The sequence below is a fragment of the Massilia eburnea genome, from assembly GCF_050709955.1.
Lineage (GTDB): Bacteria > Pseudomonadota > Gammaproteobacteria > Burkholderiales > Burkholderiaceae_D > Rugamonas > Rugamonas eburnea_A.
Genome location: NZ_JBNZFX010000004.1, coordinates 72,347 through 84,146, shown reverse-complemented (window position 1 = coordinate 84,146; position 11,800 = coordinate 72,347). Strand labels below are relative to the sequence as shown.

The 11,800-nt window shown below is 57.4% G+C and carries 9 protein-coding genes; all 9 read left to right on the top strand.

Annotated elements, in window-relative coordinates; genetic code table 11:
- Positions 1-2 precede the first annotated feature (2 nt).
- The 9 genes from ACQ4MM_RS04625 to ACQ4MM_RS04585 all read left to right on the top strand — a co-directional run bounded on the left by ACQ4MM_RS04625 (position 3) and on the right by ACQ4MM_RS04585 (position 11,795).
- Positions 3-2,723 carry a glycoside hydrolase family 99-like domain-containing protein gene (locus ACQ4MM_RS04625; RefSeq protein ID WP_431476286.1) on the top strand — a complete coding sequence of 907 codons (2,721 nt, stop codon included), beginning with the start codon at positions 3-5 and terminating at the stop codon, positions 2,721-2,723.
- Positions 2,724-2,732: 9 nt separating this feature from the next.
- The gene (locus ACQ4MM_RS04620; protein WP_431476285.1) at positions 2,733-3,866 is read left to right on the top strand and encodes a glycosyltransferase family 4 protein; all 1,134 of its coding nucleotides are present in this window, start codon (positions 2,733-2,735) and stop codon (positions 3,864-3,866) included.
- Positions 3,863-6,088 (top strand): glycosyltransferase family 39 protein, encoded by a 2,226-nt coding sequence (locus ACQ4MM_RS04615; RefSeq protein ID WP_431476284.1) that lies wholly within the window; start codon positions 3,863-3,865, stop codon positions 6,086-6,088. The genes ACQ4MM_RS04620 and ACQ4MM_RS04615 overlap by 4 nt, the downstream gene beginning before the upstream one ends.
- A 19-nt stretch (positions 6,089-6,107) precedes the next feature.
- On the top strand, positions 6,108-7,109 hold the full coding sequence (locus ACQ4MM_RS04610; RefSeq protein WP_431476283.1) for a glycosyltransferase family 2 protein: 1,002 nt from the start codon (positions 6,108-6,110) through the stop codon (positions 7,107-7,109).
- An 8-nt stretch (positions 7,110-7,117) separates the two neighbouring features.
- Positions 7,118-7,486: a GtrA family protein gene (locus ACQ4MM_RS04605; protein ID WP_431476282.1), complete on the top strand. Its 369-nt coding sequence runs from the start codon at positions 7,118-7,120 to the stop codon at positions 7,484-7,486.
- Positions 7,483-8,337, top strand: coding sequence for a GNAT family N-acetyltransferase (locus ACQ4MM_RS04600; protein WP_431476281.1), 855 nt, complete (start codon positions 7,483-7,485; stop codon positions 8,335-8,337). Before ACQ4MM_RS04605 ends, ACQ4MM_RS04600 begins: the two co-directional genes overlap by 4 nt.
- Entirely contained in the window at positions 8,327-9,103 is a 777-nt protein-coding gene (locus ACQ4MM_RS04595; RefSeq protein ID WP_431476280.1) for a PIG-L deacetylase family protein, read from the top strand. Before ACQ4MM_RS04600 ends, ACQ4MM_RS04595 begins: the two co-directional genes overlap by 11 nt.
- A gap of 60 nt (positions 9,104-9,163) precedes the next feature.
- Positions 9,164-9,697 (top strand): hypothetical protein, encoded by a 534-nt coding sequence (locus tag ACQ4MM_RS04590; protein WP_431476279.1) that lies wholly within the window; start codon positions 9,164-9,166, stop codon positions 9,695-9,697.
- 88 nt (positions 9,698-9,785) lie between these two features.
- Positions 9,786-11,795: an acyltransferase family protein gene (locus ACQ4MM_RS04585; protein WP_431476278.1), complete on the top strand. Its 2,010-nt coding sequence runs from the start codon at positions 9,786-9,788 to the stop codon at positions 11,793-11,795.
- The last annotated feature ends 5 nt before the right edge of the window (positions 11,796-11,800 follow it).

The following is an 11,800-nucleotide window of genomic DNA, read 5'->3' as shown; positions in this document are numbered from 1 at the left end:
AAATGAAATTGCTGATTGCATTGGATATGCATCAGGGCGATACGGACGCGGTCATGCGCGGCCTTCGCGCTGCTGGCGTTGCTTTGGAAACCGGCGCCAGTTCCGGCGTCAAGGGCGGGCACGGCTTCGAGGAAGATAATGAGCTGGCAGCGTTCAGCGACGAGATTTTTGCCGCGCTGGATCAAAAAGGCGCCGGCTCGGCGCCTGTCGGCGCCGCCGAAATCGCCCAGTTGCAAGAGCAAGGATATTTCCTGCGTGCCGCGGAGCTGATCAAGGGCAAGGCCGGCAATGCTGGCGCGCTTGGCATGCAGGCGCAGCAGATGGTCACCTTGCTGCCATTCTGGCGCGAGGTATTCACCCATTGCGGCCTGGAGGTGTCGTACACCCTGGCCCGCGCCGCCGCAGCCGCACCGACCCCGGTGGCAGCGATCGCTGACCCGGAAACCGCGGACCACGTCAAGGCGCCGCGCCGCTCCTTGCCACGCACAGGACGCAAGTTCGTGGCTGCCGCCGCCTTGGCTTCATATCGCGCCTTGCCGCTGTCCCACGCCAGCAAGCAAAAATTGAAGAGCGGCATTTTCACCTTCTTCGGCTTCGCCCTGAAGGGTAGCGGCGCTTACCAGCGTTGGCGCGAGTACCAGCGATTCACGCTGCCGCCGGCGGTTGCCCAGGCGCCTGCCGTGCGGACCAGCTCGGGCCTCCTCCTGCAGCAAGCGCTGCCGGTTGCCGACGGCATCTGGGAATGGCAAGACCACGCCACGATCAAGGCTGGGATTGCCCAGGTAAAAGCGAAGCGCTTCGAGAATCTCGACGTCAAGCCATATGAGATGGTCAAGATCGATCGCGCTGACCTGCACCGTGCTGCGGCGTCGCTGGCGTTCCCGCCGCTGGTGGCAACGCCGGATGTGTCGATCATCCTGCCAGTGTTCAATAACATCGTCCTGACCCTGGAGTGCCTGGCATCCATCGCCAAGCATGTCGAGCCTGGCCATACGTTTGAAATCATCGTGGCCGATGACGGCTCGACCGACGACACGGAACAAGTGTTGGCCCTGGTGCAGAATATCCGCTACAGCCGTGGCGCGCAGAACCTGGGCTTCCTGCGCAACTGCAACCGCGTGCTGGATGAGGTCAAGGGCCGCTATGTGCTCTATCTCAATAACGATGTTCAAGTGACCGCCGGCTGGCTCGGCGCGCTGCTCAAGACCTTTGACCTGAAGCCGAACGTCGGCGCGGTCGGTCCGCGCTTCGTCTACCCGAATGGCTTCCTGCAGGAGGCCGGTGTCGCCTTCACGCCGGATGGCGCCGCCACCATGGTGGGCCTGAACGACGACCCGCTGAAGCCACGCTATTCCTACCTGCGCCGGGTCGACTACGTCTCGGGCGCTTGCCTGTTGCTGTCGACCGAGATGGTGAAAAAGATCGGCGGCTTCTCGGAAGAATTCTTGCCGTGCTACTGCGAAGATGCCGACCTGTGCCTGAGCATCCGCAATGCCGGCTACGACATTTACTACAATCCGGATGCCACCATCATTCATCACCTGTCCAAAACGACAGCCCAGGGCGATGACTCGTTCAAGATGCGTGCCATCCACAATAACCTGACTACGCTGCAGGAAAAGTGGACGACGGCGCTGGAAAGCAGGATGGATCCGCGCCTGATCTGCTTCTTCCTGCCGCAATTCCACCCGGTCCCTGAAAACGACCAGTGGTGGGGCAAGGGCTTCACCGAATGGACCAACGTCAGCAAGGCGCAACCTAACTTTGTCGGCCACTACCAGCCGCGCGTTCCGGCCGACCTGGGTTATTACGACCTGCGCCTGATGGAAGTGATGCAGCAGCAGGCTGAGCTCGCCCAACGCTATGGCGTGCACGGCTTCTGCTACTACTATTACTGGTTCGATGGCCATCGCCTGCTGGAACGTCCGATTGAGCAGTTGCTGCTGTCCGATGAACCCAAGCAGCCGTTCTGCCTGTGCTGGGCAAACGAGAACTGGAGCCGCCGCTGGGATGGCCAGGAGCACGAAGTACTGATGGCGCAATCGCATTCGATCGAGGACGATATCGCGGTCATCAACGACCTGATCCGGTATTTCAAGGATGAGCGATATATCCGTATCGATGGCAAGCCGCTGCTGGTGGTGTACCGCGTCACGCTGTTCCCGGACTTTGCAGAAACTGCGGCGCGCTGGCGCGCCGTCTGCCGCGAGCAGGGGATTGGCGAGATCTACATTGCCATGGTCGAATCGTTCGAGCTGGTGCATTCGGACTCGCATCCATCGGAGTTTGGCTGTGATGCCAGCGTCGAATTCCCGCCGCAGGGCATGGCTGTGCCTAAACCGCCGAGTGGAGAAATCCTGCGTTCCGACTTTGCCGGCGGCGTTGCCGATTACCGTGAAATCGCGGTGCACTACGCCACGCGCGAAGCGCCCGGCTACACGCGTTTCAAAGGCGTGATGCCAGGCTGGGACAACACCGCCCGCCGCGGCGGCAATAGTTTCTGCTTCGAGCATGCCACGCCTGGCGCCTTCCAGGCCTGGCTCGAAGAGTCGATCGAGGAGACCCGCAAGCAGAACTATGGCGACGAGCGCCTGGTGTTCGTGAACGCCTGGAACGAATGGGCGGAGGGCGCCTACCTGGAGCCGGACCGCCGCTTCGGCCATACCTATCTCGAGGCAGTGCGCAATGCGCTGGATGCCGGCCGTTTGCTGTCGAAAAAATAAGCAATGAGTATGACTACATCCAAACAAAACGAGGTCTGCCTGGTCGGGCACCCTTACACACCGATCGGCATGGGCGAGCATTTGCGCGCCAGTTTCCGCTCCTTCCGCGCAGCGGGGGAAGCACCGCGCCTGCTCGATGTGTACAAGCTGACGCAGCCATCGGCGGCGGACAAGGCGGAGTTCGGGCCGTCGATGCAGGATGCGCTGGCGCCGATCAATGTCTTCCACATCAACGGCGACGAGATCAAGCAGGCCTGGAAACACCTGGGCCATCCCGAGCAATTGCCTGGCTATAACGTCATTTATCCGCTGTGGGAGTTGCCGCGTTATCCGGAAGAATGGGCCAGCCAGCTCGATCGCTTTGACGAAATCTGGGCGCCATCGCGTTTCATCATGGAGAGCCTGGAAAAGGTTTGTACCAAGCCGATCTACCACATGCCATTGTCGTGCCAGGTCTCCCTGAGCGGTTTCATGGGGCGGCGCTACTTCGGCATTCCCGAAGCCGACTACACCTTCCTGTTCTTCTATGACTTGCGCTCCTTCTCGACGCGCAAGAATCCGGCCGGCGTGCTGCGCGCCTTCCGCAGCCTGCTGGCCAAGCGCCCGTACTCCAAGGCGCACCTGGTCATCAAGGTGAACGGCGTCGATACCAATCCGGCCGCGTTTGCCGAGCTGCAGCAGCAAGTGGCCAACCTGCACAACGGCGTCACCCTGATCCAGCACGTGATGACCGGCGATGAAGTGAAGAACCTGGTGCGCTGCTGCGATTGCTTCCTGTCGCTGCATCGCTCCGAAGGTTATGGCTTCGGCTGTGCCGAGGCGATGGCGCTGGGCCGGCCGGTGATTGCTACCGCCTATTCCGGCAATATGGATTTCATGGTGCCGGAAGCATCGCGCGGCGTGGATTACAAGTTGATCCCGGTACTGGAAGGCGAGTATCCGCACCACGAAAACCAGGTCTGGGCCGATCCCGATTACGACCAGGCAGTTGGCTTCATGGTCGAAATGCTGGACGCTCCGGCGAAGGGCCGGGCGCTGGGAGCAGTGGCGCGCAGGCATATGCAGAACCGTTTCGCTTACCGTCCGACCGGATTGAATTACGTTAATCGTTTGGACGCCATTCGCCGCAACCTGGGCAAATGAATGCTTCCGGCGGCCACACCTGGCTGCTGGCCGACATCCCAATAAAAGAAGAAAAGATGACCAGCAATAGTCGATTCACCCTGTCGATACCATCTGTAATATTCGTCGCATTTGCCAGCTTCGTGATATTTGCCGCCGGTGTGGGTGGACCGATTTTTGGGTCGGATGAATATGCTTTTTTCATTAGCGGCAAATTCAACCATCAGCTCGAAGCCCTGTACCAGCTGGACCCGGGTTTGCAGCGGGTATCGAACTTCCTGTACTTCTCGCTGGTACATGCCGGCACCGTCTTATTTGGCGGCCATTTCCTGACAGCCTATCGCATCATCCACGCCATCGAGTTCGTGGCTGCTGTATGGCTGGTGTGCAGCGCCGTGCGTCCGCTGCTGGACCAGCGGCGCATGCTGTTGAGCGTCCTGTGCTGCTTGCTGTTCCCTGCGCACATCTATCTCTACGCGGTCATGCCGGAAGTGGACTTGATGCTGCTGGCCGCCATCCTTGGCTTTACCTTGGTGCGCATCTATCCCGAACAATCGCTGCGTGCCAGCGTGCTGGCAGGAGCTGCGCTCGGCGCGGCGATCCTCATCAAGCCGCATGCTGTGGCGTTATTGCTCGCGGCAGTGGCTGCGTTGGGCCTGATGTGGCTGGCCGGCGTCGGACCGCGCCGGCTGTCGGTGGTGCTGGGCAATTGCCTGCTCATGCTGGCTTCAAGCTATGTCGCACTGATCTTGCTTGCCTTCGCATCCACTGGAAACTGGTCGCTCGACCCGACCGTTGCACTCGGACTGAAATTCTATGGCAAGTACCTGAATACGGCGGTGCAGGTTTCCTTGTTCACCAAAGTGATCAGTGCCTTGCATTATTTGCTGGCGAATCTGGTGGTGGTGGTCCTGATTTTTGCTCCGGCGCTGGCCTGGTCCGCTGCGCATTTGTTTTCGCGCCTGCGCGAGCGGCGCAGCGATACGCCGCGGCAGACGGCATTGGCGATTTTTGCCCTCGCCATGTTGGGTTCCCACCTTGCCATGGCTGCCTGGTTTACGGCCGGCGCGGCCGCAATCACCGATGGCGAGGCGATGCGCCTGCACGGCCGCTACCTCAGTACCGCCCTGATCTGGCTGCCGCCCTTGTATATCTACGCGCTGACACAGTTGTCGCCCCGCCTGAGAAAACTGTGCAGCGCGGTACTGGCTGCTGCAGTAGTGCTGTTCCTGTTGCTGGTGGTGCCGAAGTTCAAGATCTACCCATGGGATCATCCCTTGCTGATGGCCTTCTTCAATCCGAAGAACTGGTATCAATGGTCGCACGGCGGCGCCCTGCCATATCTTGGCATGCTGGTGATTGCCGCGGTGATCGCCGGTTTGCTGTTGACGGTATTTAAGCGTGAGTGGCAGTCCCGGATCCTGATCGCGCAGCTGCTCCTGATCCTGGGCGCGGGATTCGTGCAGAATTACGCCTGGTTGTGTGTCCACCTGCACGGCACCCAGGACGCCAGCCAAAGCGGCCAGGCCCTGGGAATGCTGTTGGGCGACAAGCAAATGGGGCGCGGGGTGCTGGTGACGGAAGAGCGCTATGGCCGTGCCTCCTATCTCTTGTTTGGGCTGGGCAATGCTCCCCAAGTCATTGCGCGCCCAGCAGGGGAGGTCGTGACGCCACAGGACATTGCCGGAGCCGATTGGGTCCTGATCGATGGCAACTACAAACTTCAGTTTGACTACAAGGCGGCAATGTCGTTCAAGCAGCTGCGCCTGATGACGCTGCGCGGTTCGGCGGTGGCGCTGGTTCCCCACGCGACCGAAGCAGCGCGTCCCGCTGTACCCAGGACTGTGTTGGCCGAAGGCGAGTCATTGAGCCTGGCATTGGCCCAGTCGCCTGACAATGGCGTGCTGCCGACCGGCTTTAACGAGCTGGAGGAGTGGGGCGCGTGGACCAGCGAGCCAAAGGCGGAAATTGTCTTGCCGCGCTTGCTTGAAGGTAAACTGCGCATCACCCTGTTCGGCTGGAGCCTGGCAGAAAACCTGGACGCGCCGATGCGGCTGAAGGCTGGCGACAAGACTTACCCCTTGGCCCTGACGGGCGCGCCCCAGGACATCATTCTGGAGATCAACCTGGCCAAGCCAGCCGATCGATTGGTCTTTGAATCCGGCGTGTTCAAGCCGGCCAATTCAGCCCGCACTCTCGGCATTGCCATTGGCAGGATCCATGTCGAACGGCTGAAGAATTGACTCTTTGTCGAAGAAAATTATGAAACGAATGTTTAGCGAGTCCAAACAAATCGCAGTGGTGATCCCTTGCTACAAGGTGACCAACCACGTGTTGGGGGTGATCGCCGCCATTGGCCCCGAGGTATGGCGTATTTACGCGGTTGATGACAAATGTCCCGAAGGCTCGGGCGACTTCATCGAGAAAAACAATGTCGACCCGCGCGTAGTTGTGCTGCGCAATGAAGTCAACCAGGGCGTCGGTGGCGCGGTGATGCACGGCTACCGCCAGGCGATTGCCGATGGCGCAGGCGTGATCGTCAAGATCGACGGCGATGGGCAGATGGATCCATCCCTGGTGCCCGATTTCGTTGGCCCGATCCTGCGTGGCGAAGCCGACTATACCAAAGGCAACCGTTTCTACGATCTCGAGGAGATCCGCTCGATGCCGGCGATCCGCCTGTTCGGCAATGCCGTGCTGTCGTTCATGACCAAGATTTCGTCGGGTTATTGGGATCTGTTCGATCCGACCAACGGCTATACCGCAATCCACGTCGATGTGGCCAGCCACCTGCCGTTCGACAAGATCAGCAAGCGCTATTTCTTTGAGACGGACATCCTGTTCCGCTTGAATACCTTGCGCGCCGTGGTGCAGGACGTGCCGATGGATGCCAGCTATGGCGATGAGGTCAGCAACCTGAAGATCTCCAAGATTGTTGGCGAGTTCCTGGCCAAGCATATCCGCAACTTCAGCAAGCGCATTTTCTACAATTACTACCTGCGCGACCTGTCGATCGCTTCCGTCGAACTGCCGCTGGGCTTGCTGCTCCTGGGCTTTGGCTCGGTGTACGGCCTGAGCCACTGGCTGTCGGCGGCGCGCGAAGGCACGGTCACACCCGCCGGCACCGTCATGCTGTCGGCCTTGCCGGTCCTGATGGGGGTGCAGTTGATCCTGGCCTTCCTGGCCTTTGACATCAGCTCAGTACCGAAGACGCCATGGCACCGCCGTGGCCGCGGCGCGGCTTTGAAACGGGACAAGGCATGACTTTGAGCATGGCCCGGCTGCGCCATTTCTCCGTCTTCGTTGGCGGCGGACTGCTGTCGGCCGTGGTTGACATCGGCACCTTGAAAGCCCTGCTGGTGGCAGGCTGCGCCGCGCCGCTGGCCGTTGCGGGCGGCTTCATGACGGGCTTGATGGTGAACTACCTGTTCCATCAGAACCTGACGTTCAAATCGACGCCGTCGCTGTGGAAGATGTGCCGCTTCCTGATCGTGGTCGGCATCAACTACCTGGTCACGATGGCTTGTATCTATGTTTCGGACAGCCTGATGGGGCTTGGCGTTATTTGGGGTAAGATTTTTTCCTTGCCGCTGGTTGCGGTCAACGGCTTCCTTCTTAGCAAATATTGGGTCTTCAAATGATCACGTACGCACCAGTCCAGCATGATCCTGCCGCCATTGCGAAGTATGTGGCGCTGTTCGCCGCCTGTTTCCCTGGCGCGGACAAGTACAACAACGCCTACCTGACGTGGCTGTACCAGGATAATCCGGATGGCCATGTGATCGGCTTCGACGCCTGGGATGGCGATGTGCTGGCCGCCCATTACGTGACGATTCCAGCCATGGCCAATATCGGCGGCGAAGTAGTGCGCGTGGCCTTGTCGCTCAATACTGCGACGCACCCCAATTACCAGGGCAAGGGCTTGTTCACCAAGCTGGCGGAGATGACCTACGAGGCCGCGCGTGATATGGGCATCGACGCCGTGTATGGCGTGGCCAACGCCAACAGCACGCCAGGCTTTATCCGCAAGCTGGGTTTCCAGCTGGTCGAGCCATTGAAAGCCCAGGTCGGCATTGGCGGCGTGCTGCGTTCGCCTTCGGACCAGGCGGTCGGGCAATTCGAGCGCGTACATTCGGCTGCCAGCCTGAAGTGGCGTTGCGCCAACCCTGAAAACCCGATCTATGCCCGCCGCAACGGGAAGACGCTGGAGTTTTTCGCGCCGTCGGTCAAGCCATGGCTGCCGGCCTATGCTGAAATTCCCACGCTCGATAGCAATAGCCTGGATTTGAAACCGCCGCCGATGATGCAGCCGCTGCGCCTGTTCATGGGACTGGTGCCGCAAAACGTCCCACGGCGCGGCGCTTATATGGAGATTCCCAACCGGCTCAAGCCTTCGCCACTGAATTTCATCTATCGCTCGCTGAGCGGGCGGGTGCCAAAACTGGAGCCAGGCAGCGTCGCTTTCTCCTTCCTGGATTTCGATGCTTACTAATCCTGAAAGCCAGCCGGCAGCGCTGTTTCTGTTTGCCCATCAGGATGACGAATTCGGGGTCTTCCAGCAGATACTGAATGAACAGCAGAGTGGACGCATGGTGCTGTGCGCCTACCTGACCGATGGCGCTAGTCCTGGCGTGACCCCCGCGGTGCGCAATGCCGAGTCCTTGCGCGTCCTGGCCGCGCTGGGTGTGCAGGAACAGAACGTCATTTTTGCTGGTGAACAACTCGGCATCCGTGACGCGACCTTGCCTGAAAATATGTCCGCCGTAGAGCAATGCTTGCGTGGCATACTCAGCAGTTATGCCATCGAGCGCCTCTACGTCACGGCATGGGAGGGCGGGCACCATGATCATGACGCCCTGCATGCCGTGACTGTCCGGCTTTGTTACGCGTTGGGTCGCCAAGCCGAGGTTTCACAATATTCGCTTTACAACGGAAAGAATTGCCCAGGGCCATTCTTTTCCGTTCTTAAGCCGCTGTCCGAGAATGGATGTGTTGAAAAGCTGGCGATATCGTTCAAGAATCGCCTGCGCTTCTTGCGCTATTGCTTGAGTTACCCGTCGCAGCGAAAGACATGGATCGGCCTGTTTCCGTTCGTGACGATGCGCTATGTTTTTACGCCGTATCAGCAATTGCAAGGAGTAAGCCTCGATCGCCTGAGATTTCGGCCGCACGCGGGAGACCTCTATTACGAAAAGCGAAACTTCTTTACCTGGCACCGCATGGATGAACTTGTGAACGGGGCACTGGCGGAAAAATGAAATATTCGGTGCTCGCTTCTTCGTACCTTGGCTCAATGTAATTTTTTACTTAGGATATTCATGAAATATATTTTTATGATTGTAGCAACCGCACTTTCGTTGAGCGCTTGTTCAGATCCCGAAAGTCCAGCGGCAAGCGCAGCAGCAAATGCTGGCACCGCAGCGTCTGCCGTGGTGTTCAGCAAAGCTGAAACCACCCGCCCAGCATCGCTGCCAGTTGAACTGGCTGTGGTGGGCACCTGCGGCTTTGACCGCCTGAATGGCAGCGAGCACGGCGAATCCAGTGCTATTAGCGATAAGGTGCGCGTGGCGTTGAACGGTTGGTCTGCTGATACCAATGCAACTGCCGTACCTGGTCCAGTCATCGTTGAATTTGATGGCCCAGTCAAACTTTACGTGTCCGCCCAGCGCAGCCTGAAGCGCCCTGACGTCGCTGGCGCATTCAACAATCCTGTACTGCAGGATGCGGGCTGGGAAGCGAATGTAGACTTGTCCGCTGCGACGCCAGGTTCCTACAAAATCCACCTGATTGAAATCAATGGCTCGACTGCGACCATTTGTGATCCGCATGGTGCATTGGTGATCGCTGGTTAAGCAAAATTAATGGCCGGCGTCTCTGAATGGCGCCGGTTGAGAGGATATTCGTCATTCGCGATGGCAGATGGTGTTCTAGGCTATAAACATGAAAAACAATTCGCTGATCGCTAGTGATCATTTGGTGTACCGACCATCGATAGATGGATTGCGCGCAATCGCAGTGGTATCGGTACTTATTTCCCATATTTTCCCTAAGGTTTTGCGCGGCGGATTCGTAGGGGTTGATATTTTCTTTGTAATTTCCGGCTTCTTGATTGGCAATATCATTTTCAACAAGCTGGAGGCTGGCAATTTCAGCTTCTTCGATTTCTACTCGCGGCGGGTTCGGCGAATTTATCCGGTATTGATCGTCGTACTGGCGTGCACGTATGCCGCTGGCTGGTACGTGCAACTTCCGGCAGAATTTGCCACGTTGGGTAAGCATATCGCCGGCGGCTCATTATTTGCATCCAATGTCGTTTTGTGGTCTGAAGCGGGCTATTTCAGCACGGCTTCCGAGCTTAAGCCTTTGTTGCATCTGTGGTCGCTGGGGATTGAAGAGCAATTCTATCTGGTATGGCCGTTGTTGCTGTGGTTGTTCTGGCGTAAAAAGAATTTTGTACTCGTTTCCTTGTTGATTCTAATTGGGGTTTCGTTTTCCTATAACGTCCTCCTTGTCAAGAATAACCCGGTTACCGCTTTCTTTTTGCCGCTGCCCCGATTCTGGGAACTGGGCTTGGGAAGTTTTATTGCCTTTGTGTCGTCCGGTAATCGATTTGTCAAATTTAGTGAAAATATCGGCATCGGCGATCTGATAAGGAATCATAAGAAACCGATTCTGCAATTTATTTCGGCAGCTGGCTTTACCTTGATCGTATGTGCCATTTTCTTGATCGATCCAGGGAAAAGATTCCCTGGTTATTGGGCACTGTTGCCGACAGCAGGCGCGGCGTGCCTCATTATTGGTGGCGAGAATTCATTCATCAACAGCAAGATACTTGCCAGCCGACCATTTGTGTTTATCGGCTTGATCAGCTATCCGCTGTACCTTTGGCATTGGCCAATAATTTCATACTACAACATTGTTCGACCGGTGGTATCGCCGACAAGTGACCTCCTGATTCGCATAGCGATCTTAGGTTCCAGCATTGCCTTGGCATGGTTGAGCTACAATTTTATTGAAAAGCAGCTCAAGAATTTCAGGCAGGAAGTCCTGAAGTTTTGGATTTTGCTGAGCGCAATGTTTGTTCTTGGAACGGTTGGCGCGGTCACTTATTACAAAGAAGGTTTCATTTCGCGATTCCCGGCGGAAATTTCCGATTTGCTCCAGATTCGCAATGTATACGAATACTTCCACTTCGCCGATATTATTCGGGACGGAAAGTGCCATAGCAACCCGGTTGGGATGCCGCTCGAATCGAGGATTGAAAACTGTGGTGGAAAGTCCAAACCCCTGGTTTTCATGTGGGGCGATTCTTACGCCGCGGCCTTGTACCCGGGTCTGGCGAAGTTGGCCGAAACGAGGCCCTTTGGCATAGCGCAGTTTACTGCCGGCAATGCGCCACCTTTCTTCGTACACGACAAAATCGCCGCTAACAATAAAAGTTTGGAATCAGCGAACGCTGAAGCACTTGAGGCAGCAAGGGTCCTGCAACCGGACGCAATTGTCATTACCTGGATGATCGGTGGGATGAATGCTTACGATACTCCACAAAAATCGGTGGAAGCATTAGGTGAAACCGTTCGTAAGATCCGTGCAGCCACTCCACAAGCGCGCATTGTCGTCATTGGCCCCCTGCCTGAGTGGAACAAGACTTTGCTAAATAGCATGATCGGCTACTGGCAAACCACACCAATGCATTCGCTTGCGCCGGAATATATGAGCTATGGCTTGCGTACTGAACCCGCAAAATGGGATGAGTATTTCAAGGCTGAGATGCCTAAGATTGGAGTTAGTTATATTTCGGCGCTGGACATCATGTGCAACGCACAAGGGTGCCTGACGCGAGTTGGCCCGGGCGCGAGCGAACTGACCGCTGTCGATTCGGGCCACCTTACAAAACCGGCTTCTGAATACTTTGTGAGCAAGATCGGCACCAAGATATTCTTCGACTGAGACGA

Bases quoted from the DNA above. Each gene is read 5' to 3' on its own strand.
- ACQ4MM_RS04600 (WP_431476281.1), top strand. From the start codon at position 7,483: ATGATCACGTACGCACCAGTCCAGCATGATCCTGCCGCCATTGCGAAG.
- ACQ4MM_RS04590 (WP_431476279.1), top strand. From the start codon at position 9,164: ATGAAATATATTTTTATGATTGTAGCAACCGCACTTTCGTTGAGCGCT.
- ACQ4MM_RS04615 (WP_431476284.1), top strand. From the start codon at position 3,863: ATGAATGCTTCCGGCGGCCACACCTGGCTGCTGGCCGACATCCCAATA.
- ACQ4MM_RS04605 (WP_431476282.1), top strand. From the start codon at position 7,118: ATGGCCCGGCTGCGCCATTTCTCCGTCTTCGTTGGCGGCGGACTGCTG.
- ACQ4MM_RS04610 (WP_431476283.1), top strand. From the start codon at position 6,108: ATGAAACGAATGTTTAGCGAGTCCAAACAAATCGCAGTGGTGATCCCT.
- ACQ4MM_RS04625 (WP_431476286.1), top strand. From the start codon at position 3: ATGAAATTGCTGATTGCATTGGATATGCATCAGGGCGATACGGACGCG.
- ACQ4MM_RS04585 (WP_431476278.1), top strand. From the start codon at position 9,786: ATGAAAAACAATTCGCTGATCGCTAGTGATCATTTGGTGTACCGACCA.
- ACQ4MM_RS04595 (WP_431476280.1), top strand. From the start codon at position 8,327: ATGCTTACTAATCCTGAAAGCCAGCCGGCAGCGCTGTTTCTGTTTGCC.
- ACQ4MM_RS04620 (WP_431476285.1), top strand. From the start codon at position 2,733: ATGACTACATCCAAACAAAACGAGGTCTGCCTGGTCGGGCACCCTTAC.